The organism is Rhizobium sp. 3T7 (assembly GCF_020166565.1).
Taxonomy (GTDB): Bacteria; Pseudomonadota; Alphaproteobacteria; order Rhizobiales; family Rhizobiaceae; genus Rhizobium.
In genome coordinates this window covers 212,351-234,791 of sequence record NZ_JAIQXS010000006.1, presented here as the reverse complement: position 1 = coordinate 234,791, position 22,441 = coordinate 212,351, and the positions used below count along the sequence as shown (strand labels likewise).

Genomic DNA, 22,441 nt, shown 5'->3' with positions numbered 1-22,441 from the left:
CGCTCTCGAAAATCGTGCGTAAAGGTTCTATATGGGCCGCAAAGGAAGGAATATTCATGGCCCGCATAGACCAGAGCGAGAATTGGCGGGATCGCCATGCGCCGACGATCAGCACTTTCGAGTCGTTGGCGATGGAGGCATATAGCCACCTGCCGGAAGAATTCCGCTCACTGACAACCAATCTGACGATCGAGATCGAGGACTTCCCTGACGACGACGTGTTCGAGGACATGGCGCTGGAAACGCCATTCGACCTTCTCGGCCTCTTTGAAGGCCGAGGAATCTCGGAGCGCTTCACGATGGAAACCGGCGAATTGCCGAACCGCATCCGCCTCTACCGGCGGCCGATTCTCGACTACTGGGCCGAGAACGACGAGACGCTGGGTGATATCATCACTCACGTCCTCATCCACGAGATCGGCCACCATTTCGGTCTCAGCGACGACGACATGGAGCGGATCGAGGCGAGCGCCGAAGAGGCGGCCGAACGCTAAGCTCGCGCTTACTGTTCGGACAGTTTCATGTCCGGATGGTAGTCCTTGCCTTCGACTTCCTTGACGATCGCCTGAGCACACATCACTTGGCCGGTCTGGGTGTTGAAGGTCAGCGACGGCGAGCCGTTCAACGACCAGCCCTTGTTGAGGGCGGTGGTCACGCGGTGACAGAAAGCGGCATCATCCTGGCCGGTCAGAAGGCGATATAGCTTCATCTAAAGTCGTCTTTCACTTCGCCGTTTGGCGTTCTGCAATCAGGCGGGCTTTATGAACCAGACTTTCCGCCTGGACAAGATGCAGCCGCTCGATCATCCGACCATTGGCATTGATGATATTCAGGCCTTCGGCAGCAGGGTCGGCAAAGGCGGCGATGATCGCCTCCGCCTCGGCAATTGCCGCTTCGTCCAGGCCGAAATGCCGGTTGGCAGCTTCGATCTGGGCCGGGTGGATCAGCATCTTGCCGTCGAAGCCCATGGCGCGGGCATGCGCGCATTCGGCATCGAAGGCATCGGCATCCTTGAAATCGTTGAAGACGCTGTCGATCGCATCAAGGCCATAGGCACGCACGGCCAGGATCACCTGCATCAGCCAGGGCACGAGATAGGTGCGACCCGGCTGCGGCAGGACACCGGTCTCCTTGCGCAGGTCGTTGAGGCCGACGACGAAACAATCAAGCCTTGAGCCCGGTGTGCGCCCGGCCTCGGCGATCGCCGCCGCGTTCAGAATGCCGCGGGGCGTTTCGATCATCGCCCAGATGCGCAGGCTTTCCGGCGCGTCGGCATCGGCGAGCCGGTCGCTGACGGACATCACATCCTGAGGCTCGTCCACTTTCGGCAGAAGTACGGCATCCGGCTCCAATGCCAAGACCAGCTCCATGTCCGCATTGCCGAAGGTGGAACCAAGTGCATTGATGCGGATGATCCGCTCCTTATTCACAAGGGGAGCCCCGGAAAAAAAAGCCTTCAGATTCTCGCGGGCTTCCGCCTTTCGTTCCGGTGCCACCGAGTCCTCAAGATCGAAGATGACGGCATCGCAATCCAGCGCATGGGTCTTTTCCAGGGCGCGTGCATTAATGGCCGGAACGCTCAGCACCGAACGGCGAAGATTCAAGGAACGAGTCGGAGAATTGCGGGTCATCACAAATGTGTGCCAAGCTTTGTGACAGGTGGCAAGACAACAAAAAGCCATGCTCACCTTGCAGAGAAGGAAAAGAAGGACCACATTCCTTTCCGAAGAAAGGTCTAAAACTCATGCAAAGCATTCGTTCCGTCTTCCTCTTGCTCGCAGGCATCACCGCCTTCGTTGCGCTGGCGCTCGTCACCTTTTCCGTGACGCTCGCAGTCGGCGGTATTCTGACGGTGCTTATGGTTGGCCGCGCGCTCTCGTTGAAGATGAAACCTGCCCCGGTCCGCGCCTCCGCCAAGACCAGGCCTCATGCCGGCGAGAATATGCGCATCTGGAATGACGGCCGCGGCACGATCATCGATCTCTGACCGGTGGATGTTTTTCCAGAAAAATTTCGGCATCGCTGTCGGCTCGACTGATCTTCCCGCGTCTTTGAAAGGCCAGGGCTTCTGCCCGAACCAAATCAAACGATGGAGGACAGTATGGATACCGCAACGGAAACCGGCGTGGCGAAGATGCCACCGGTCAAGAATGGCTTGCTGCCATATATCACGGTCGATGGTGCGTTGAAGGCCGCGGAATTCTACAAGCGTGCTTTTGGCGCCGAGGAGGCGTTTGTCGTTCCTCCGGACGAAAACGGGCGGACGATGCATGTCCACCTCTACATCAACGGAAGTTCGTTGATGCTATGCGATGCCTATCCCGAGCATGGCCATCCCTTCGAGAAGCATCAGGGATTCACCCTTCAGCTTGTTATCGATGATATTGATTTCTGGTGGGATCGTGCCGTTGCCGCTGGCGCGGAGGTGATCTTGCCCGTCCAACTGATGTTCTGGGGTGATCGATATGGCCAGCTTCGCGACCCGTTCGGGGTGCTTTGGGCGATGAATGCGCCAGCGAATGCAAATTGATCTCACGATGACCATGGATGGCTGCGCGTCGAATCCGCGCGCGGCCGCACCCGCGATGTAAATTTTTCTTCATTTCGGTCGAAATCTGGACTAAACGCTGATCAACAAAACTACGTCTGCTGACATTGGAGCCAGGCCATGGACAAATTCGTAAAGCTGACGGGCGTCGCTGCCCCTCTGCCGGTTGTCAATATCGATACCGACATGATCATTCCGAAGGATTACCTGAAGACGATCAAGCGCACGGGTCTTGGCAAGGGTCTTTTCGCCGAAGCCCGTTACAATGAAGACGGCTCTCCGAACCAGGATTTCGTGCTGAACAAGCCGGCCTATCAGAATGCGAAGATCCTCGTTGCCGGCGACAATTTCGGTTGCGGCTCCTCGCGCGAGCATGCGCCGTGGGCGCTTCTCGACTTCGGCATCCGTTGCGTCATCTCGACCAGCTTCGCCGACATCTTCTACAACAACTGTTTCAAGAACGGTATTCTGCCGATCAAGGTCAGCCAGGAAAACCTCGACAAGCTGATGGACGACGCCTCGCGCGGCTCCAACGCGATCCTGACAGTCGACCTGGAAAACCTCGAGATCACCGGTCCGGACGGCGGTTCGATCAAGTTCGATCTCGACGAATTCAAGCGTCACTGCCTGCTGAACGGCCTCGACGACATCGGCCTGACGCTCGAAAAGGGCGCGGCGATCGACAGTTTCGAAGCCAAGAATGCCGCATCCCATCCCTGGGCTGCGTAAGTCTTACAAAACATAGCATTGGTCAAAGCCGGGCTTTTGCCTGGCTTTTTCTTTGGCCGGCTTACAGAAAGCGCTCTTTCCAGGCCTTCAGCTTCTCCAGTGAAACGCCGATGCCGCCGCAGACTTCGATCAGCGGATTGTTGAAGCGAGCGAGAATGTCGGCCTCCCCGTCGGCCACCGCAAGTGCAGCTCCGCAGGCGGGCTCGACCAGAATGCGATAGGTGTCGGCGAACTTCAGGCAGGCGGCGACAGCCTGCGCATCGGTCACTGTGACGCTCTCTATCGGATGATGCTTCGACAGGTCGAAGACATGCTGGGCCACCTGGCGCGCACCGAGCGAGCTGGCGATGGAGGTAATCGCCGGCAAGGTGATGCGCTCTCCTGCAGCAAGACTTGCATGAAGCGAAGCGGCTCCTTCGGTTTCGACGGCGATGACGGGCACATCAGACAGGCCGTTTCGCTTGAGACCGGCAACAATGCCCGCGAGCAAACCGCCGCCGCCGACGCTCGCGATGACGCAATCGAAGCCGGCACCTTTTGCGACAACCTCGTCGATTAATGTGCCGTGTCCCTCCCACAGAAGCGGATGGTCGAACGGGTGCACATAGGCTGCCTTCCTGGCATTCGCGTGCTCGATCGCAAAGGCGTTGGCTTCATCGAATACCGTTCCGTGCACGAGAACCGTGGCGCCGGTTGCCTCGATCGATCGACGCACTTCCGCTGACGTCGTCTCGGGCACGACGATCGTGACCGGAATGCCGAGCGCCCGTCCCGCATAAGCGGCAGCGATTCCTGCGTTTCCGCCAGAGGCACAGAAGATCTCGCAGGCGCCGTTCTCGATCTCATACTGGCAAAGCCTGCCGATACCACGAAGCTTGAAGCTTCCAGAGGGCTGCAGCGCATCGAGCTTCAGCCATAGCGGCTTGTTGGTCGCGCTGTAGTCGGCTGACGTGCGGAAAAGCGGAGTGTCGAGATGCAGGGGTGCAGATGGCAGCATGGTGGTATCCGATGAGGTGACGATAGAGGTTCTCCTTGTGGACCCGCATGCGCCGATCGGTCAACGCGAGATGTCGGCAGTAATTCCGCAACCGTACCGAATCGACCTCCCGCTCGCTTGAAATGCCGTTATTGCGGGTCTAAGAAGCCGCAACTTGTTTTTCCGCGGAGGGTTTCATGACAGCGCGCAATCTTTTACTGCTGCCGGGCGACGGCATCGGCCCAGAAGCCATGGGTGAGGTCCGCAAGATCATTGCCTATATGAACGAGGCGACGAATGCCGGCTTCGTCACGGACGAAGGTCTGGTCGGTGGCAGCGCTTATGACGCGCATGGTGCTGCGATCTCCGAAGCTGACATGCAGAAGGCGCTTGCAGCGGACGCCGTTCTCTTCGGTGCCGTCGGCGGCCCGAAGTGGGACAGTGTTCCCTATGAAGTGCGTCCGGAAGCTGGTCTTCTGCGCCTGCGCAAGGACCTGCAGCTGTTTGCGAACCTGCGTCCGGCCATCTGCTATCCGGCGCTTGCATCGGCTTCCTCGCTGAAGCCGGAGCTCGTCGAAGGCCTCGACATCCTCATCATTCGCGAGCTGACTGGCGGCGTCTACTTCGGCGAGCCGAAGGAGATTATCGACCTTGGTAACGGCCAGAAGCGTGGCATCGATACGCAGGTCTATGACACCTACGAGATCGAGCGGATCGCCGGTGTTGCCTTCGAGATGGCACGCACCCGCCAGAACCGTGTCTGCTCGATGGAAAAGCGCAACGTTATGAAATCCGGCGTGCTCTGGAACCAGGTCGTGACGGAAACGCACAAGGCCAAATATTCCGACGTCCAGCTTGAGCATATGCTGGCCGACGCCGGCGGCATGCAGCTGGTTCGCCAGCCGAAGCAGTTTGACGTCATCGTTACGGACAACCTGTTCGGCGACATGCTGTCCGACGTTGCCGCCATGCTGACGGGCTCGCTCGGCATGCTGCCGTCCGCCTCGCTCGGTGCGCCGGATGCAAAGACCGGCAAGCGCAAGGCGCTCTACGAGCCGGTACATGGCTCGGCACCTGACATCGCCGGTAAGGGCATTGCCAACCCGATCGCGATGATCGCTTCCTTCGCCATGTGCCTGCGCTATTCCTTCAATCTCGTGAAGGAAGCCGACAACCTCGAAAAGGCCATCGCCAATGTGCTCGACAAGGGCATCCGCACCGGCGACATCATGGCCGAAGGATGCACGAAGGTCGGAACCACTGAGATGGGCGACGCGATCCTCGCCGAGTTCAAGGCGCTTTCTGCCTGATATTTCACGTGAAACACGTTTCTGGCCCTCCGCATCTGCCGATGCGGAGGGCCTTTGCTTGAAGGCGGCTGATGCCGCTCCTATCTCCGTTCGGCATTGATGAAAGAGCGGAGTGGAATGAGCGAGACTGTTGATCGTAAGCCAAGCTTCTGGAGCTACCTGCGAAAGCGCTATGCGGCGCGGCGCACGATCCATCAGCGGGTTCCCTGGAAGTGGTTTGCATTTTCGGCGGTTAATGCCATTGCCATCGCCTTCTTCGTCTTCGATCGCCCGCTCGGCCTGGCAGCCAAGGATCTGGCGCCACCGCTGATCTCGATTGCCGGCGATGTTACCGATATCGGCAGGCTCGCCTGGATTCTTGCCGGCCTCTCTACGATCTTCGCCACGGGCTATTTCGTTCGTCGCCGGCTCTGGAAGGTCCGCAGGCGGTTTCGCATGGTCTATTTCGGACAGATGACGGCCTATGTCGCGTTGTCCGTGCTCTTCACCAGCATCGTCGCCAATCTGCTGAAGTTCGCGATCGGCCGGGCGCGGCCGCTGATCTATGACCAGGAGGGGATCTTCAGCTTTGCGCCCTTCAACATGGATTTCCTGCACCAGAGCTTCCCCTCTGGACACTCGGCTAACATAGGCGCGCTGTTCGTCGCGCTCGCGCTTCTCTTCCCGCGCTTTCGACTTGGCTTCATCGGTATAGGGCTTTGGCTTGGTGCCACGCGCGTCATCATCGGTGTGCATTATCCAAGCGATGTCGTGGCCGGCCTTGCGCTGGGTGCCTGGTTTGCCTTTGCCACCTCGGTCCTCTTCGCGCGCTTCGGCCTGATCTTCTCCATCGGTCGCGATGGCGGCTGGCCGACGCCGCGGCTAAGCCGCCTTCTCTGAGGCTTCCATAAATGAAAAACCCGGCGCCTTACGAGCGCCGGGTTCAGATTTGCAGTCTTCACTTGTCTCAATCCATCGCGTGGATATCGCGATCTTTGGTTTCCGGCAGGAAGATCAGGCCGATGACCAGCGTGATCGTCGCGAAGACGATTGGATACCAGAGGCCGAAGTAGATATCGCCGGTAGCGGCACTCATTGCGAAGGCCGTTGCCGGCAGCAGGCCACCGAACCAACCGTTGCCGATATGGTAAGGCAGCGACATGCCGGTGTAGCGGATGCGGGTCGGGAAGAGTTCGACCAGTAGGGCGGCAATCGGGCCGTAGACCATCGTCACATAGAGAACGAGCACGAACAGAATGGCGATCGTGCCGATCCAGTTGACGCGGGCCGGGTCAGCCGTCATCGCAAAGCTGCCGCCATTGGCGATATTATAGACGGCCATGTCGGTGACGCCCTTGGCTTCGTCGGCGGTCAGCAGCTTATCGGCGACAAGCTTGTCAGCCGGCACGGTCTGCTTTTCACCGGCACGGACTGCGTCGACGTTGAGAGCAAGTTCCGGATTGGCTGCAATGAAGGCATCCAGCTTGGCATCCGGAACTTTGGTGGCGCCGCGCTTCAGCGGGTATCCGGCGTCGTGAAGGGCGATATTGACGCCCTTTTCGAAAGCGCCCGTCATTGCCTTTGCCTTGTCGCCGGCGGCGATGGCATCGAAGCTGTTGATGGTTTCGTCGCCGATCTTGATCGTAGCAGGTTGCCCCGCGGGGCCGGGGACAACATCATAAGGAACCGAGTTCTTGGTCAGGAAGGCCGTTGCCACGTCGCAGGAACTGGTGAACTTCGAGGTTCCGGTCGGGTTGAACTGGAACTTGCAGTCAGCCGGGTCGGCCGTCACGGTTGCGCGGACCGAGGCCTGGGCTTCCGCAAGCGCCGGATTGGCAGTCCAGGTCATGGCCTTAAACAACGGCTGGTAGGTGACGGCGGCGATCAAGAGGCCGGCCATGATGATCGGCTTGCGACCGATCTTGTCGGACAGGCCGCCGAAGACGACGAAGAACGGTGTGCCAAGGAAGAGTGCAATGGCCACCATGATGTTTGCCGATTGCAGGTCGACCTTGAGCACATTCTGCAGGAAGAACAGCGCGTAGAACTGGCCGCCGTACCAGACGACTGCCTGACCCATTGTTGCGCCGAGAAGCGCAATCAGCGCGATCTTGGCATTCTTCCATTGACCGAAAGCTTCGGTCAGCGGGGCTTTCGAGCCCTTGCCTTCCGCCTTCATTCTCTGGAATGCCGGTGACTCGTTCATCTTCAGACGGATCCAGACGGAGACGCCGAGAAGGACAACCGATACCAGGAACGGAATGCGCCAGCCCCACGCGGCAAAGGCTTCCTTGCCCATCAGGAACTGAACGCCGACGATGACGAGAAGCGACAGGAAGAGGCCGAGCGTTGCCGTCGTTTGAATCCATGAGGTGAAGTAGCCGCGGCGTCCATTGGGCGCATGCTCGGCCACGTATGTTGCCGCACCGCCATATTCGCCGCCGAGCGCAAGACCTTGCAGGAGCCGAAGTCCAATCAGGATGATAGGCGCCGCGATGCCGATCGTTGCCGCACCAGGAAGAATACCAACGAGAAATGTCGAGAGGCCCATGATGAGGATCGTCACCAGGAACGTGTACTTGCGGCCGACGAGGTCGCCGAGGCGGCCGAAGACGAGCGCCCCGAACGGGCGCACCAGGAAGCCAGCGGCAAACGCCAAAAGCGTGAAGATGTTTCGTGTTGCTTCCGGGTATTGGGTGAAATAGGTCGCGCCGATATAGGTGGCGAGCGAACCGTAAAGATAGAAGTCATACCATTCGAAAACGGTCCCGAGCGATGAGGCGAAGATAACCTTCTTCTCCTCGCCCGTCATCGGACCGGCTTTTGAGCCGTCGACGCTTACGACATTTGCCATTTTCTGTCCTCCACAGAGCGAATGTGAAATGCGGCGCGCGACCATACTCTCCTCGAAGCGTACCCCAGGTCGCGGTTCGCCTGACGAGAGTGTGCCAGAAAAGCTCCCCCATAAAGAGAGCGGCTTTGGGATTATGACTTTAGTCTAACGCCGTTGCGCAGATTGTCGCCGGCAAGAGCCTGTCGCGCCTTTGCCCTTCAGGCCTTGTGGGAAAGAATATTCACCAGGGTTCCGAAGGGGTCGCGAACATAGAAGCGACGTACACCCCACGGCTCGTCGGCCGGGCCATAACAAATCTCGAAACCGGCGGCGCGCATGGCTGCGTATGCTTCATCGACGTCATCGACTTCGATTGACAGGCCCGGAATCGGCGTTCCCGCGCCGCCTTCGCTTGCGAAGCTGACTTGGACCGACATCTGCTGGCTCGAGCCGTAGGTTGCGATCCAGCCGTGATCCATGAGGAGATCCAGCCCGAGGATATCCCGATAGAATGCGCCTGCGGCGGCCGGCCTGGGAGTTTCGAGATTGGCGACAATTCGTCTGACTTGCATACGACCTCCCCGCGACATCGTTTCCAATACTTAGAAAATGGTCGCTGGTGGGCAAGAAAAAAGCCGGATGGCAGAACCATCCGACTTTGATCGATCGATGCACCTGTTTCCGATCAGGCCGCCTCTGTCGTGTGTGCCTTGCGAACTTCCTCATCCGTCAGGATGCCGCTCGCACGGAGCAATGCAGCGAAGCGGCCGTTGCTCTGGCTGAGCTCTTCGAAGCTGCCTTCTTCGACGACACGGCCGCTATCCAGGAACAGGACCTTGTCTGCTTCGCGAACCGTCGAAAGACGGTGCGCGATAATGAAGGTCGTGCGGTTTTGGCGCAGGTTGTCGATTGCGGCCTTCACGCGGTTTTCCGTTTCGACGTCAAGCGCGCTCGTCGCTTCGTCCAGCACCAGGATCGGCGCATCCTTGAGGATGGCGCGGGCGATCGCCACACGCTGACGTTCGCCGCCCGAGAGCTTGTTGCCGCGCTCGCCGACATGGGTGTCGTACTGATCTTCGCGTGTCTCGATGAAGTCGGCTGCGGCAGCAGCTTCTGCGGCACGGCGCATGTCCTCATCCGAAGCGCCCTCGCGGCCGAGGCGAATGTTGTCGCTGATCGAGCGGTTGAGCAGGCCGGCATCCTGGAACACAGTTGCGATATAGCGGCGAAGCGACTTGCGGGTGATCTTCGTCGTGTCGTGACCATCGACCAGGATCTGGCCGCTGTCCGGGTCATAGACGCGTTGCAGTAGGTTGATCATCGTGGTCTTGCCCGAGCCGGTAGGGCCGACGATCGCAACCGTCTGGCCAGCCTTGGCGGTGAAAGACACATTATGCAGGCCCTGCGCGGTGTTGCCGAAGCGGAACGACACGTTGCGGAATTCAACTTCACCCTTCACGTCGGCGATATCGGCATTGCCGGCCGGCTCTTCGCGTTCGCGGACCGAGTCTTCGAGTGAGTAGAAGTCCTCAAGTTTCGAGCGAGCCTCGAAGATCTGCGTTGCGAACTGACGCATCTGGTCGAGACGCGAGATCAGCAGGTTCGCAAAGCCGATGAAGGCAATGACGTCACCGATACGGAGCTCGCCGGACTGGACCATCAGCGTACCGATCACCAGGATGACCATCATGGCGATGGTGGATGCCATGCGGTTCATTGCGCCGGCCAGAGCCCACCAGTCGAGAACCGGAAACTGAGCCTGCAGCAGGCGGTCGGCAAAGGACTTCAGCGCCTTGGTTTCGGCCTCGATGCGGTTGTAGCTGTGCAGGACCGACACGTTGCTGATCGAGTCACTCACGTGCGAAAATACTGTGTGGTAGTGGTTCTCGACTGACGCCTGGCCATCCTTGGTACGGCTCATGACGAGACGACCGATCAGCCAGTAGGCCACGCCGAGCACGACCAGTACGCCCGAAAGACGCAGGTCCATCGACATCGCGGTCGGGATCAGAAGCGCGATCGCCACGGCGGTTGACAGGTGGTTGCGCATGAACTCGAGCCAAAGGCCGAAGAGCGTTTCGCATGCGCGCAGCAACGTATGCAGCGCATTCGACGTGCCGCGCTGATGATGCCAGGACAGCGGCATCGAGATGATGCGGCCGAACGCTTCCGTTAGCAGCGTGGCACGGCGGCCATGAGCCAGCCGGTCGGCCTCACGCGCGACCAGAACAAAGGCTATGGTATTGAAGACGGCAAAACCGGCCCACATGAAAAGGATGGGTTTGACTTCGCCCTTGCCCGAGATCGCATCGATGATGCGGCCGAACAAAATGGGTTCGGCGATCGTGATCGCGGCAAGCACGATATTCGCGATAACGACCAGGGATACGCGGAGCTTGTAGGCGCCAAGATAGCGCAAAGCTCTTGCATAGACCTTGAATAGCGACACAGCGATACCTCTTGTGCATCTGCGAAATAGTGGATGCTGCGACGCTACAGAAAGATATCTGAACCGGCGATTAACGAAGCGTTCAGGGGGCTTTCGCAAGGAAGATTCTTTGGGTCTCGAAGCGCATGCAAATGCCTGGGTTCTGAAATTTTTTGGGGCGGTTTGAAAATTTCGCAATTTTCGCTTGCGTTGAACGACTACGCTGGCACACGATAATACATATTCTAGATTGATGTTTGATTGCATCGAAAGGCGCCCCGCCATCGGGGCATGGCCTATTGGCTGTTACTATTCAATGTGAAGCCCAATTGGGTGGGGGCGTTTTGGTGAATATTCATTCGTTAATTCAATTGCTTGTTGTTCTAGAGGAATGCCGGAAAGCGGAAGGCGTCATCGCGGAGCTCGAGCACGTCGTTCACTCTTATGGCTTCCAGTATTATGGCCTTATGCGGCATCTCAGAGCGACTGAAGATCCAGTCAGCCTTATGTTTGCCGGCCATTGGCCAGAGAAGTGGGCACAAATCTATCTTTCGAAGAAATACGTTCTGACCGACCCGACGGTGCGCTATCTCGCACATGCGCAAAGACCGTTTCGTTGGAAGGACAGCTTGACGGCTTTCCGCAAGGATCCGCATCACCGGCGCATGGAGCAAATGATGGCCGACGCCCATAGCCATGGCCTGAAGGACGGCTACATTTTCCCTATCCATGGCCGAAACGGCATCCTCGGTAACATGAGCGTAGGCGGAACGCCCGTGGATCTTTCTCCTGTCGAGATCTCGCTTTTTGGCGCCGTCGCTCGAAAGGTTTTCTGGCGGCTCCTTGATCTCAAGGGGGAGGCTCCGGCACTTGAAGAAGTTTCCGGCGTCGACACGCGCTTGACGCGCCGAGAGATGGAAATACTTCAGTATCTTGCCGAAGGCATGACCTCCGTGGAAATCGGCAAGCGTCTCAAGATTTCGAACCACACCGTCGACTGGTACATGAACGGCCTGCAAGACAAGTTGAAAGCAAAAAACAGACAGCATGCAGTCGCTGTCGCCTTCCGGCATGGGCTCATCACCTAGTCTTAGAGAAATTCTATTTAGGTCGGTTCCAGAAATTGAACTTTCCGTGACAGCGCGTTAAGACTTCTCTTCGCGGGTGCAGCATTGCCCGTTTCGATGCCGTGAGGAGACAGCATTGCCCATTTCCAAGATACTTGTTGCCAACCGTTCGGAAATTGCCATCCGCGTATTTCGCGCGGCCAACGAGCTCGGGATAAAAACGGTCGCGATATGGGCGGAAGAAGACAAACTGGCCCTGCACAGGTTCAAAGCTGACGAGAGCTATCAGGTCGGCCGTGGGCCCCATCTTGCCCGCGATCTCGGGCCGATCGAGAGCTATCTGTCGATCGATGAGGTGATCCGCGTCGCCAAGCTTTCCGGTGCCGATGCGATCCATCCGGGCTATGGCCTCCTGTCTGAGAGCCCGGAATTCGTTGATGCCTGCAACAAGGCCGGCATCATCTTCATCGGCCCGACGGCCGACACCATGCGCCAGCTCGGCAACAAGGTCGCGGCGCGCAATCTGGCAATCTCGGTCGGCGTGCCTGTGGTGCCGGCAACCGAGCCGCTGCCCGACGATATGGCCGAAGTCGCCCGCATGGCGGCAGCGATCGGCTACCCTGTGATGCTGAAGGCCTCGTGGGGCGGTGGCGGGCGCGGCATGCGCGTCATTCGCTCGGAAGCCGACCTGGCGCGCGAGGTGACGGAAGCCAAGCGCGAGGCGATGGCCGCTTTCGGCAAGGACGAGGTCTATCTGGAAAAGCTCGTCGAGCGTGCCCGCCACGTCGAAAGCCAGATCCTTGGCGATACGCATGGCAACGTCGTTCACCTTTTCGAGCGCGACTGCTCGATCCAGCGTCGCAACCAGAAGGTCGTCGAGCGTGCGCCCGCTCCCTACCTGAGCGAGGCGCAGCGCCAGGAACTGGCGGCCTATTCGCTGAAGATCGCTGGCGCCACCAATTATATCGGCGCCGGCACGGTCGAGTATCTGATGGATGCCGATACCGGCAAATTCTACTTCATCGAAGTCAATCCGCGCATTCAGGTCGAGCACACCGTCACCGAAGTCGTGACGGGCATCGACATCGTCAAGGCACAGATCCATATCCTCGACGGCTTTGCGATCGGCACGCCGGAATCGGGCGTGCCCGAGCAGAAAGACATTCGCCTCAACGGCCACGCCCTGCAGTGCCGTATCACCACCGAGGATCCGGAGCACAACTTCATCCCGGACTATGGCCGTATTACCGCCTATCGCTCGGCATCCGGCTTCGGCATCCGCCTCGATGGCGGCACCTCCTATTCCGGCGCGATCATCACCCGTTACTACGATCCGCTGCTGGTCAAGGTCACGGCCTGGGCACCGAATCCTTCGGAAGCGATTTCCCGCATGGACCGCGCGCTGCGCGAGTTCCGTATCCGTGGCGTGGCCACCAACCTGACCTTCCTGGAAGCAATCATCACGCATCCGAAGTTCAGGGATAACAGCTACACCACGCGCTTCATCGACTCGACGCCGGAGCTCTTCCAGCAGGTCAAGCGACAGGACCGCGCAACCAAGCTTCTGACCTACCTCGCGGATGTCACAGTCAATGGCCATCCGGAAGCCAAGGATCGGCCGAAGCCATCGGCAGATATCGCAGAACCGATCGTGCCCTACGCCAACGGCAACGGCGTTCCCGACGGCACCAAGCAGCTTCTCGATAAGCTTGGGCCGAAGAAGTTCGGCGAGTGGATGCGCAATGAAAAGCGCATCCTGATGACAGATACGACAATGCGCGACGGCCATCAGTCGCTGCTTGCGACGCGTATGCGCACCTATGACATCGCCCGTATCGCCGGCACTTATGCGCATGCCCTGCCGAACCTCTTGTCGCTGGAGTGCTGGGGCGGTGCGACCTTCGACGTGTCAATGCGCTTCCTGACGGAAGATCCGTGGGAGCGTCTGTCACTCGTCCGCGAAGCCGCACCAAACCTGCTTTTGCAGATGCTGCTGCGCGGCGCAAACGGCGTCGGCTACAAGAACTACCCCGATAACGTCGTCAAATACTTCGTCCGGCAAGCGGCTGCTGGTGGTATCGATCTCTTCCGTGTCTTCGACTGCCTGAACTGGGTCGAGAACATGCGTGTCTCGATGGACGCGATCGCCGAGGAAAACAAGCTGTGCGAAGCGGCGATCTGCTACACCGGCGATATCCTGAACTCCGCCCGCCCGAAGTACGATCTCAAGTACTACACGGACCTCGCCGTTGAACTCGAAAAGGCCGGTGCGCATATCATCGCGCTCAAGGACATGGCCGGCCTCTTAAAGCCGGCGGCTGCCAAAGTCCTGTTCAAGGCGCTGCGTGACGCGACCAGCCTGCCGATCCATTTCCACACGCACGACACCTCAGGCATTGCAGCGGCAACGGTTCTTGCTGCCGTTGATGCTGGCGTCGACGCCGTCGATGCGGCGATGGATGCGCTGTCTGGCAATACGTCGCAGCCCTGCCTCGGTTCGATTGTCGAGGCGCTGCGTGGCTCCGAACGCGATCCCGGTCTCGATCCCGAATGGATCCGCCGCATCTCCTTCTACTGGGAAGCGGTGCGTCATCAGTATGCGGCCTTCGAAAGCGACCTCAAGGGACCGGCATCGGAAGTCTACCTGCACGAAATGCCCGGTGGCCAGTTCACCAATCTCAAGGAGCAGGCCCGCTCGCTCGGCCTCGAAACCCGTTGGCATGCGGTGGCGCAGGCCTATGCCGATGCCAACCAGATGTTCGGCGACATCGTCAAGGTGACGCCGTCCTCGAAGGTTGTCGGCGACATGGCGCTGATGATGGTGTCGCAGGACCTGACAGTTGCTGACGTCGTTAGCGCCGACAAGGAAGTCTCCTTCCCGGAATCGGTTGTCTCCATGCTGAAGGGGGATCTCGGACAGCCGCCGTCCGGCTGGCCGGAAGCGCTGCAGAAGAAGGCACTGAAGGGCGACGCGCCCTATACGGTGCGTCCGGGTTCGCTGCTTGCCGACGCCGATCTCAATGCTGAGCGCAAAGTTATCGAGACCAAGCTGGAGCGTGAGGTCAGCGACTTCGAATTCGCTTCCTATTTGATGTATCCGAAGGTCTTCACCGATTTTGCGCTGGCCTCCGACACCTACGGCCCGGTCTCCGTGCTGCCGACGCCGGCCTATTTCTATGGTCTGGCTGATGGTGAGGAACTGTTTGCCGACATCGAGAAGGGCAAGACGCTCGTCATCGTCAATCAGGCGATGAGCGGAACGGACAGCCAGGGTATGGTCACGGTGTTCTTCGAGCTCAACGGCCAGCCGCGCCGCATCAAGGTTCCGGATCGCGCGCATGGTGCGACCGGTGCTGCGGCTCGCCGCAAGGCGGAGCCGGGCAATGCCGCGCATGTCGGCGCGCCGATGCCTGGCGTCATTTCGCGCGTCTTCGTCTCGCCGGGTCAGGCGATCAATGCCGGCGACGTGCTCGTCTCCATCGAGGCGATGAAGATGGAAACGGCAATCCACGCCGAAAAAGACGGTGCGATTGCGGAAGTGCTCGTCAAGGCGGGCGATCAGATCGATGCCAAGGATCTGCTAGTCAGCTATGCCGGCTGACGGACATTCGAACGACAAAAAAGGGCGGCCTTCGGGGCTTCGGGCCGCTCTTATATATTTCGTGAGAGGTTTGATATGAGTAAGCTCAAGATTGCCGTCATCATCGGAAGCACGCGAATTGGCCGTTTTGCAGATCATCCTGCCAAGTGGATTGCCCAGATTGCCGCAAGCCGCCCCGAATTCGAGGTCGAAGTTCTCGATCTCTTGGACTACCCGATGCCCTTCCTCGGACAGGCAAGCGCAACTGAATCCCAGAATGAAACGGCGGAGCGCTGGAAGAAGAAGCTGCTCGAGTTCGACGGCTACATTTTCACGGCCGCCGAGTACAACCATGCGCCGACGGCCGTTCTCAAGAATGCGATCGATCTCGGTCATTTCGTCCATAAACCGGTTGCCTTCGTCGGCTACGGCGGTGTCGGTGGCGCGCGTGCGGTCGAGCAGTTGCGGTTGATCTTCGTCGAAATGAGCGCCGTTTCCGTGAAGACAGGCGTTCACATTTCTTTCCCGGAGTATCTCTCCGTTGCCAAGAACGGAAAGAGTCTGAACGACTACGCACACCTTGTCGAGGCCGCCAAGAACCAGCTCGACCAGCTTGTCTGGTGGGGCAAAGCGCTGAAGGCGGCGCGCGCGGTCTAAAGCTCTAACCGCCGCCCGTGCCTAAATGTCGTAGGTGTGGGCGGCGTTGATCGTCGAGATGAAGCGCTTGGTGCGCTCGCGCTCCGGCGCCGTAAAGATGTTCCGTGCGCTTCCCGTCTCGACCACGCTGCCGGCCTCGAGGAAGACGACGTCATTGGCGATCTTGGAGGCGAGGCGCAGGTCATGCGTCGCCATCACCATTGTCGTGCCCTCGCTGGCGAGACGACCGAGAACATCGACGACTTCGGCGGAAAGTTCTGGGTCGAGCGCCGAGGTTGGTTCATCGCAGAGAAGAACGCGCGGAGACGGGGCGAGCGCGCGGGCGATTGCGACGCGTTGCTGCTGGCCACCCGAGAGCGTCGAAGGCCAGGCGTCGGCTTTGTGCGCCATGCCGACCTTCGTCAGCAGTTCCATTGCCCGCTCCCGTGCCTTTTCCTTCGGCCACCTCAAGACGGTGACGAGGCCTTCCATCACGTTCTCGATGGCTGTCTGATGTGGAAAGAGCTGGAAGTTCTGGAATACCATGCCGGTCTGCCGGCGGATCTTCTGGATCGCCTGCCAGCCGGTCTTCTGTCCTGGCGCAAAGCTCAGCTTCTCGTCGCCGAGGCGGATCATGCCTGCTGTCGGGATCTCCAGCAGGTTGATGCAGCGCAGCAGCGTACTCTTGCCGCCACCTGACGGACCGACGAGTGCCGTAACGCTGCCTTCGGGAATGCGGATGCTGATGTCTTTCAGAATGACGGCGTCGCCGAAGCGCTTTTCGATATGTGAAAGCTCGATCATGCGTTCGCCTCCAGCATACCGCCGTAGCGCGCGAAGCGACGCTCGAGGCGGACTTGCAGCGCGGACAGGACGGAGCTCAAAGCAAGGTATATCAATGCGGCCTCGATGTAGAGGATCAGTGGCTCGTAAGTGGTCGCAACGATGCGCTGCGCCGCCTGGAACAGCTCGGGCACCGTAATGGCGGCGGCAAGCGAGGTGTCCTTCACCAGCGAAATGAATGTGTTGGAGAGCGGTGGCACCGCAACGCGCCCAGCCTGCGGCAGGATCGTGCGGCTCATTGCCTGACGCCAGCTCATGCCAATCGAATAGGCCGCTTCCCACTGCCCCTTCGGCACGGAGGAGATAACGGCGCGAATGATCTCGGAGCTGTAGGCACCGATGTTGAGGGTGAAGCCGATCAGCGCCGCCGGAAACGCGTCGAGCAGGATGCCGACGCTCGGCAAGCCGTAAAAGATGACGAAGAGCTGTACCAGAAGTGGTGTGCCCCTGATCACCCAGACATAGAACCGTGCGATGGCGACGATCGGCGCAGGTGCGAAAAGTCGCGCGATTGCTGTGAGCAATCCAAGGATGAGACCGAATGCGAATGACAGGAGCGTCAGCGGGATCGTGAAGATCAGGCCGGCCCAGAGGAGCGGACCAAGCGACTCCGCCATCAGTTGAAACCAGTGCGGCACGGGTGTTCTCTCTGTTCTAGTGACGCGATCGTTGCGTGCTTTGGGAGATACTCTTGGCAGGCTACTTCCTGCAAGAGCAGATCGCGTAGAGCTTTTTTCATCCCGCGGTTATATTCTCTCACCACTATGAGAAGAAATCGCTTGATCTTCGGATTGTATGCCACCCTTGCAGCGGTGGTTGCGGGCCTGATCATTGTCGGCGCTGTCGACGGCGGGAGAAACGGCCGCCTGATAGTCGCTCTCCTTGGTCCTACCGGCGCCCCTTTGGGTTTTCCGCGCCGTTCTGCTCATCGTCGTCGGAGCGCTTATCCTGGCCATCCGGTCCGAGATCCGACAGCGGAAAAGGATTGATCGCATGATGAGGCAGCGCATGAATCTCGACCGCAGCCAGCATGATCACGTCGATTCGACGGCATAGAAACAGGGACGACAAAAGCTCCGCCCCTGTTCGATGGCTTTCAGCTTACTTCGAAACGTCCTGGCCGAAGTACTTGTCGGAAATCTTCTTGTAGGTGCCGTCGGCCTTGATGTCGTCCAGTGCCTTGTTGATCGCCTCCAGCAGTTCCGGCTCGCCTTTGCGGATGATGATGCCGGAATAATCGGCATTTTCCTGCTCTGCCACGATCTTCACCGGAGCTTCCGGCTTGTGCTTCTTGAAGTCGAGGAAGGAAAGGCTGTCGTTGACTGTTGCGTCCGCGCGCTTGGTCAGCACCAGCTGGATCGACTGGTCGAAGCCGTCGGTGCCGACGAGTTCGGCGCCGGACTCCTGGGCGAGCTTACCGAAGTTGCTGGTCAGCGACTGAGCCGACTTCTTGCCCTTGAGGTCTGCAAAACCCTTGATGCTGTCGTCGCCATCGCGAACGATCAGGACTGCCTTCGACGCGATGTAGGGTTCGGAGAAGTCATACTTCTGCTTGCGCGCCTCGGTGATGCCGACTTGGTTGATGACTGTGTCGTAGCGCTTCGCATCGAGACCGGCGATCAGGCCGTCCCATTTACCTTCGACGAATTCCGCCTTGACGCCAAGCTTGGCGGCAACCGCTTCGCCGATCTCCACGTCGAAGCCGACCAGCTTGCCGCTCGCGTCATGAAAGGTAAACGGAGCATAGGTTCCTTCGGTGCCGACCTTCAAGACGCCTGATGATTTGATGGCCGCGAGGTTGTCGCCGGCGATGGCAGGAAGGAGCGCGGCGGCCTGGATCAGTGCGGCGGCGGCGATGGTCTTTAGGAGGTTCATGTCTTTTCCAGTTCACCAGATGTAATCGATGCATGGAAAATCGCAGAAAAGCATTTGAGAAGAAGCGTAGAAAACTGCAAAGAAAATCGGCAGGTGCGAATATTTTTCTCATTTCTCACGATTTCGGTGGGCGTTGTTTCGCAGCGTGACGAAACGTGCATGGCGCGCGCCTTGCTTGCGCAATCTCATTTGTTTATGCATGTTCTTGCCTGATTAATCACGAGATCGACGAAACCGGCACAAACATGAACGAACTTCTCATGCAGGAGCGGCAAAGCGCCATTTCGCGGAAGCTGCAGATCAACGGCCGTGTCCTTGCCGCCGAACTGGCGGAGGAGTTCGGCGTGTCCGAGGATACGGTGCGTCGGGATCTTCGCGAGATGGCAGCTGCGGGCCTTTGCGAGCGCGTTTACGGCGGTGCGTTGCCAGTTTCACCCGCCAGCACCAGCCTCAACCACCGCATGGGCGTTGCGCGCGATCGCAAGCAAGCATTGGCACTTGCTGCCGTTTCGCAGATAGCACCCGGATCGACAGTCTTCTTCGATGCCGGCAGCACGAATCTTGCCATCGCTGCGGCGCTACCCGCCGACATGGCGCTGACTGCGGCCACGAACGCGCCGGCGATCGCTGCCGCGCTGCTCGAAAAACCTTTGGTCAATGTCATCCTTATCGGCGGTCTGCTCGATCGGCAGGTTGGTGGTGCGCTTGGTGCGAAGGCCATGCGGGACATGGAGTCGCTGTCCCCCGATCTCTGCGTGCTCGGCGCCTGCGGCATCGATCTGGCAGCAGGCGTTACGACCTTCGGGTTCGAGGATGCCGAGTTCAAGCGTTTTGCGGCGTCGCGAAGCAGGAAGGCCCTCGTTGCGGTGACCTCAGAAAAATTTGCCACCGCTGCGCCGCATGGCGTTCTCGCTGTGGCGCATTGCGCGTGTCTGGTGGTCGAAAGCAACGCCGATCCGGCCATGCTGGCGCAATATCGCGAACGCGGCTGCAAGACGATCGTGGCCCGCGAGACGGCGAAAACATAGTTCAAGATCGGGCGCGGACCGGTTCCGTCGCCGAGGCATATTGGGAAGAGACATGGATAGTCGAGTGAGCGTGACAACGATCGCCAAAAGCGGCTTCGTGACCAGAGGCAGGGCGGCAGTCTCGCTGCTGTTCCTGATGAACGGCTTTCTGGTCGGCTGCTGGGCGCCGAAGATTCCGGATTTCGCCGAACGCCTGCAACTCAGTAAGTTCGAACTCGGACTGATGATCCTGGTTTTCGGCGTCGGTTCGCTGATGCTGATGCCGATCGCAGGAACGCAGATCGCACGCTACGGCTCGAAGCGCGTGGCGCAGGTTGCTGCGGTCTGCCTGTTGCCTTCCCTGCTTGCGCTGACGCTGTCGCCGAACGTCTTGACCGGGGCAATCTCGATCTTTCTATTCGGTGGTTTTATCGGCGCGATGGACGTTGCCATGAATGCGAACGCGGTAGCCGTCGAGCAATCGATGCGGCGCGCTATCATGTCTTCTTGCCATGCCTTCTGGAGCCTGGGGGGGTTGATCGGTGCAGGTCTCGGCGGCTTGCTGATTGCCGAATTCGGCGTGCTTTGGCATGCGCAGATCGCAACCGTGCTGGCTGTGATGTTCCTCGCAATCGCGTGGACGATGATCCTAACCGATCAACCACACCCCGACGAAAAGAAGGAAAAGCTGCGACTGCCGCTCACGCCGCTGCCCTGGCTGCTCGGTCTCATGGCACTTTTTTCCATGGTTCCGGAGGGCGCCGTGCTGGATTGGGGCGCGCTTTATCTGCGTCAGGAACTGGGCGCATCGGTCGCCGTCTCCGGTTTCGGCTTTGCGGCCTTCTCCCTCACCATGGCGATCATGCGGTTTGGTGGTGATCTTGTTCGTGACCGGCTCGGCGGGGTGACGACGCTTCGGATCTGCACGCTGTTTGCCATATCAGGCATGCTCCTCGCCGCCTTCGCTCTCAACGCAGAAATTGCGATCCTCGGCTTCGCCTTCTGCGGGATCGGGATTTCAAACATGGTTCCGATCGCCTTTTCGGCCGCCGGCAATGTTCCGGGCCTCAGAGCTGGTATCGGCCTGTCGGTCGTCACCACAATGGGCTATTCCGGCATGCTGGTTGCGCCGTCTGCGATCGGCTTCGTCGCCGAGCACGTCGGCTTTAGTGTGGTCTTCATGGCGCTACCGGTGTTGCTTGTCGTCGTGCTGCTGTTCTCGAACCTGGCGCGCTATGCCGATGGTATTTCAGGCGGCGGTCACTGAGCCCAGCTCCAAACAAAAGTGATGCGCGGGGCGGGTTGACAACAAAGCAGGCATGATCCACCTGAAAGACACGAATTTTAGGGGTTCAAGAACTCTATATGTCTTCTGCTGCAGATTTTGATCCGAAACCGCGCCGCGCATCCGTCGCCGTCGATGTTGGCGGCGTCATCGTGGGCGGTGGCGCGCCAGTTGTCGTTCAGTCGATGACAAATACCGACACGGCGGATATCGACTCAACGGTTGCCCAGGTGGCGGCCCTCTTCAAGGCGGGCTCGGAGATCGTCCGTATTACCGTAGACCGCGACGAAAGTGCAGCTGCGGTTCCGAAGATTCGCGAGAGGCTGTTGCGCCTTGGTATGGACGTGCCGCTGGTCGGTGATTTTCACTATATTGGCCACAAGCTTCTTGCCGATCATCCGGCTTGTGCCGAGGCGTTGGCGAAATACCGCATCAACCCGGGCAACGTCGGTTTCAAGGACAAGAAGGACAAGCAATTCGGCGATATCATCGAGATGGCGATCCGCTACGACAAGCCGGTGCGCATCGGTGTGAACTGGGGGTCGCTGGATCAAGAGTTGCTGACGGCGCTGATGGATCAGAACGCCGCGGCTGGCTCACCGCTTTCGGCGCGCCAGGTGACTCGCGAAGCGATCGTTCAGTCCGCGTTGATTTCGGCCAATCTGGCCGAAGAGATCGGCCTGCCGCGCAACCGGATCATCCTGTCGGCCAAGGTTAGCCAGGTACAGGATTTGATCGCCGTCTATTCGATGCTCGCCGAACGCTCTGACCATGCTTTGCACCTCGGTCTTACCGAAGCCGGGATGGGCAGCAAGGGGATCGTCGCCTCGTCGGCTGCCATGGGCTATGTCCTGCAACACGGGATCGGTGACACCATCCGCGTATCGCTGACGCCGGAGCCGAATGGCGACCGGACGCGCGAAGTGCAGGTTGCCCAGGAACTGCTGCAGGTGATGGGCTTCCGCCAGTTTATCCCTGTCGTGGCCGCTTGTCCCGGCTGCGGCCGCACGACCTCGACCGTCTTCCAGGAACTGGCGCAGAACATCCAGAACGACATTCGCAAAAACATGCCGGTCTGGCGCGAAAAATATCCGGGCGTCGAAGCTCTGAACATTGCGGTCATGGGCTGCATCGTCAACGGGCCTGGTGAAAGCAAGCACGCCGACATCGGCATTTCGTTGCCAGGCACCGGCGAAACGCCAGCAGCGCCCATCTTTATCGATGGCCAGAAGGCGTTGACCCTGCGCGGGCCGAACATCGCTTCAGACTTCGAGGCGCTTGTTATCGACTACATCGAAAAGCGGTTCGGGCAGAAGACGGCCGCCGAGTAGTCCTCGGCGCTGGG

Annotated in this window: 22 protein-coding genes; 12 read left to right on the top strand and 10 right to left on the bottom strand. The window is 59.3% G+C overall.

Features of this window, described 5'->3' with window-relative positions:
• Positions 1 to 56 precede the first annotated feature (56 nt).
• The gene (locus K9B32_RS11860; protein ID WP_007794777.1) at positions 57 to 494 is read left to right on the top strand and encodes a metallopeptidase family protein; all 438 of its coding nucleotides are present in this window, start codon (positions 57 to 59) and stop codon (positions 492 to 494) included.
• Positions 495 to 502: 8 nt separating this feature from the next.
• Here the strand turns inward: K9B32_RS11860 and K9B32_RS11855 are convergent, their stop codons facing one another.
• The gene (locus K9B32_RS11855) at positions 503 to 709 is read right to left on the bottom strand and encodes a DUF1737 domain-containing protein (RefSeq protein ID WP_224562141.1); all 207 of its coding nucleotides are present in this window, start codon (positions 707 to 709) and stop codon (positions 503 to 505) included.
• Between the two features lie 13 nt (positions 710 to 722).
• Positions 723 to 1,631, bottom strand: a complete 909-nt coding sequence (locus K9B32_RS11850; protein ID WP_037083037.1) for an HpcH/HpaI aldolase/citrate lyase family protein — start codon at positions 1,629 to 1,631, stop codon at positions 723 to 725.
• A 113-nt stretch (positions 1,632 to 1,744) separates the two neighbouring features.
• Here K9B32_RS11850 and K9B32_RS11845 point away from each other — a divergent pair, with 113 nt between their 5' ends.
• The 3 genes from K9B32_RS11845 to leuD all read left to right on the top strand — a co-directional run bounded on the left by K9B32_RS11845 (position 1,745) and on the right by leuD (position 3,277).
• The gene (locus K9B32_RS11845; protein WP_224562139.1) at positions 1,745 to 1,987 is read left to right on the top strand and encodes a hypothetical protein; all 243 of its coding nucleotides are present in this window, start codon (positions 1,745 to 1,747) and stop codon (positions 1,985 to 1,987) included.
• Positions 1,988 to 2,101: 114 nt separating this feature from the next.
• Entirely contained in the window at positions 2,102 to 2,530 is a 429-nt protein-coding gene (locus tag K9B32_RS11840; protein ID WP_224562138.1) for a VOC family protein, read from the top strand.
• A gap of 138 nt (positions 2,531 to 2,668) precedes the next feature.
• Positions 2,669 to 3,277, top strand: a complete 609-nt coding sequence (gene leuD, locus K9B32_RS11835; protein WP_007794765.1) for a 3-isopropylmalate dehydratase small subunit — start codon at positions 2,669 to 2,671, stop codon at positions 3,275 to 3,277.
• 61 nt (positions 3,278 to 3,338) lie between these two features.
• Here leuD and K9B32_RS11830 read toward each other — a convergent pair whose 3' ends face one another.
• Positions 3,339 to 4,271 (bottom strand): pyridoxal-phosphate dependent enzyme, encoded by a 933-nt coding sequence (locus K9B32_RS11830; protein WP_224562268.1) that lies wholly within the window; start codon positions 4,269 to 4,271, stop codon positions 3,339 to 3,341.
• A gap of 179 nt (positions 4,272 to 4,450) precedes the next feature.
• On the opposite strand from K9B32_RS11830, the gene leuB reads away from it, so the two are divergent.
• On the top strand, positions 4,451 to 5,563 hold the full coding sequence (gene leuB, locus K9B32_RS11825) for a 3-isopropylmalate dehydrogenase (RefSeq protein ID WP_224562136.1): 1,113 nt from the start codon (positions 4,451 to 4,453) through the stop codon (positions 5,561 to 5,563).
• 117 nt (positions 5,564 to 5,680) lie between these two features.
• Positions 5,681 to 6,442 (top strand): phosphatase PAP2 family protein, encoded by a 762-nt coding sequence (locus K9B32_RS11820; RefSeq protein ID WP_224562134.1) that lies wholly within the window; start codon positions 5,681 to 5,683, stop codon positions 6,440 to 6,442.
• Positions 6,443 to 6,509: 67 nt separating this feature from the next.
• On the opposite strand, the gene K9B32_RS11815 is transcribed toward K9B32_RS11820, so the two are convergent.
• The 3 genes from K9B32_RS11815 to K9B32_RS11805 all read right to left on the bottom strand — a co-directional run bounded on the left by K9B32_RS11815 (position 6,510) and on the right by K9B32_RS11805 (position 10,824).
• Positions 6,510 to 8,396, bottom strand: a complete 1,887-nt coding sequence (locus K9B32_RS11815) for an MFS transporter (protein ID WP_224562133.1) — start codon at positions 8,394 to 8,396, stop codon at positions 6,510 to 6,512.
• A 197-nt stretch (positions 8,397 to 8,593) separates the two neighbouring features.
• The gene (locus K9B32_RS11810; RefSeq protein ID WP_224562132.1) at positions 8,594 to 8,947 is read right to left on the bottom strand and encodes a VOC family protein; all 354 of its coding nucleotides are present in this window, start codon (positions 8,945 to 8,947) and stop codon (positions 8,594 to 8,596) included.
• Positions 8,948 to 9,060: 113 nt separating this feature from the next.
• The gene (locus K9B32_RS11805) at positions 9,061 to 10,824 is read right to left on the bottom strand and encodes a glucan ABC transporter ATP-binding protein/ permease (RefSeq protein WP_224562131.1); all 1,764 of its coding nucleotides are present in this window, start codon (positions 10,822 to 10,824) and stop codon (positions 9,061 to 9,063) included.
• Between the two features lie 326 nt (positions 10,825 to 11,150).
• Here K9B32_RS11805 and K9B32_RS11800 point away from each other — a divergent pair, with 326 nt between their 5' ends.
• The 3 genes from K9B32_RS11800 to K9B32_RS11790 all read left to right on the top strand — a co-directional run bounded on the left by K9B32_RS11800 (position 11,151) and on the right by K9B32_RS11790 (position 16,107).
• On the top strand, positions 11,151 to 11,891 hold the full coding sequence (locus tag K9B32_RS11800) for a helix-turn-helix transcriptional regulator (RefSeq protein ID WP_224562130.1): 741 nt from the start codon (positions 11,151 to 11,153) through the stop codon (positions 11,889 to 11,891).
• Positions 11,892 to 12,006: 115 nt separating this feature from the next.
• The gene (gene pyc, locus K9B32_RS11795; protein WP_224562129.1) at positions 12,007 to 15,471 is read left to right on the top strand and encodes a pyruvate carboxylase; all 3,465 of its coding nucleotides are present in this window, start codon (positions 12,007 to 12,009) and stop codon (positions 15,469 to 15,471) included.
• Between the two features lie 75 nt (positions 15,472 to 15,546).
• Positions 15,547 to 16,107, top strand: a complete 561-nt coding sequence (locus K9B32_RS11790) for an NADPH-dependent FMN reductase (RefSeq protein ID WP_224562128.1) — start codon at positions 15,547 to 15,549, stop codon at positions 16,105 to 16,107.
• 21 nt (positions 16,108 to 16,128) lie between these two features.
• Here K9B32_RS11790 and K9B32_RS11785 read toward each other — a convergent pair whose 3' ends face one another.
• From K9B32_RS11785 to K9B32_RS11770, 4 genes are all read right to left on the bottom strand, one after another.
• A complete protein-coding gene (locus K9B32_RS11785) occupies positions 16,129 to 16,890 on the bottom strand; it encodes an amino acid ABC transporter ATP-binding protein (protein ID WP_224562127.1) in 762 nt (253 codons plus the stop codon).
• Complete coding sequence (locus K9B32_RS11780; protein ID WP_224562126.1) at positions 16,887 to 17,567, bottom strand: amino acid ABC transporter permease; 681 nt, start codon at positions 17,565 to 17,567, stop codon at positions 16,887 to 16,889. The genes K9B32_RS11785 and K9B32_RS11780 overlap by 4 nt, the downstream gene beginning before the upstream one ends.
• 250 nt (positions 17,568 to 17,817) lie before the next feature.
• On the bottom strand, positions 17,818 to 17,961 hold the full coding sequence (locus K9B32_RS11775) for a hypothetical protein (RefSeq protein ID WP_224562124.1): 144 nt from the start codon (positions 17,959 to 17,961) through the stop codon (positions 17,818 to 17,820).
• Positions 17,962 to 18,030: 69 nt separating this feature from the next.
• Positions 18,031 to 18,804 carry an amino acid ABC transporter substrate-binding protein gene (locus K9B32_RS11770; RefSeq protein ID WP_224562120.1) on the bottom strand — a complete coding sequence of 258 codons (774 nt, stop codon included), beginning with the start codon at positions 18,802 to 18,804 and terminating at the stop codon, positions 18,031 to 18,033.
• Positions 18,805 to 19,049: 245 nt separating this feature from the next.
• Between K9B32_RS11770 and K9B32_RS11765 the strand changes: the two genes are divergently transcribed.
• The 3 genes from K9B32_RS11765 to ispG all read left to right on the top strand — a co-directional run bounded on the left by K9B32_RS11765 (position 19,050) and on the right by ispG (position 22,427).
• Entirely contained in the window at positions 19,050 to 19,832 is a 783-nt protein-coding gene (locus tag K9B32_RS11765) for a DeoR/GlpR family DNA-binding transcription regulator (RefSeq protein ID WP_224562118.1), read from the top strand.
• 52 nt (positions 19,833 to 19,884) lie between these two features.
• Entirely contained in the window at positions 19,885 to 21,078 is a 1,194-nt protein-coding gene (locus K9B32_RS11760) for an MFS transporter (RefSeq protein WP_224562116.1), read from the top strand.
• A 98-nt stretch (positions 21,079 to 21,176) separates the two neighbouring features.
• Complete coding sequence (gene ispG / locus K9B32_RS11755; protein ID WP_224562114.1) at positions 21,177 to 22,427, top strand: flavodoxin-dependent (E)-4-hydroxy-3-methylbut-2-enyl-diphosphate synthase; 1,251 nt, start codon at positions 21,177 to 21,179, stop codon at positions 22,425 to 22,427.
• Positions 22,428 to 22,441 lie beyond the last annotated feature (14 nt).

Bases quoted from the DNA above. Each gene is read 5' to 3' on its own strand.
- K9B32_RS11845 (WP_224562139.1), top strand. From the start codon at position 1,745: ATGCAAAGCATTCGTTCCGTCTTCCTCTTGCTCGCAGGCATCACCGCC.
- K9B32_RS11840 (WP_224562138.1), top strand. From the start codon at position 2,102: ATGGATACCGCAACGGAAACCGGCGTGGCGAAGATGCCACCGGTCAAG.
- K9B32_RS11790 (WP_224562128.1), top strand. From the start codon at position 15,547: ATGAGTAAGCTCAAGATTGCCGTCATCATCGGAAGCACGCGAATTGGC.
- K9B32_RS11775 (WP_224562124.1), bottom strand. From the start codon at position 17,961: ATGCTGGCTGCGGTCGAGATTCATGCGCTGCCTCATCATGCGATCAAT.
- K9B32_RS11855 (WP_224562141.1), bottom strand. From the start codon at position 709: ATGAAGCTATATCGCCTTCTGACCGGCCAGGATGATGCCGCTTTCTGT.
- K9B32_RS11820 (WP_224562134.1), top strand. From the start codon at position 5,681: ATGAGCGAGACTGTTGATCGTAAGCCAAGCTTCTGGAGCTACCTGCGA.
- K9B32_RS11765 (WP_224562118.1), top strand. From the start codon at position 19,050: ATGAACGAACTTCTCATGCAGGAGCGGCAAAGCGCCATTTCGCGGAAG.
- K9B32_RS11810 (WP_224562132.1), bottom strand. From the start codon at position 8,947: ATGCAAGTCAGACGAATTGTCGCCAATCTCGAAACTCCCAGGCCGGCC.
- leuB (WP_224562136.1), top strand. From the start codon at position 4,451: ATGACAGCGCGCAATCTTTTACTGCTGCCGGGCGACGGCATCGGCCCA.
- K9B32_RS11785 (WP_224562127.1), bottom strand. From the start codon at position 16,890: ATGATCGAGCTTTCACATATCGAAAAGCGCTTCGGCGACGCCGTCATT.
- K9B32_RS11760 (WP_224562116.1), top strand. From the start codon at position 19,885: ATGGATAGTCGAGTGAGCGTGACAACGATCGCCAAAAGCGGCTTCGTG.
- K9B32_RS11770 (WP_224562120.1), bottom strand. From the start codon at position 18,804: ATGAACCTCCTAAAGACCATCGCCGCCGCCGCACTGATCCAGGCCGCC.
- K9B32_RS11850 (WP_037083037.1), bottom strand. From the start codon at position 1,631: ATGACCCGCAATTCTCCGACTCGTTCCTTGAATCTTCGCCGTTCGGTG.
- K9B32_RS11860 (WP_007794777.1), top strand. From the start codon at position 57: ATGGCCCGCATAGACCAGAGCGAGAATTGGCGGGATCGCCATGCGCCG.
- K9B32_RS11815 (WP_224562133.1), bottom strand. From the start codon at position 8,396: ATGGCAAATGTCGTAAGCGTCGACGGCTCAAAAGCCGGTCCGATGACG.
- ispG (WP_224562114.1), top strand. From the start codon at position 21,177: ATGTCTTCTGCTGCAGATTTTGATCCGAAACCGCGCCGCGCATCCGTC.
- leuD (WP_007794765.1), top strand. From the start codon at position 2,669: ATGGACAAATTCGTAAAGCTGACGGGCGTCGCTGCCCCTCTGCCGGTT.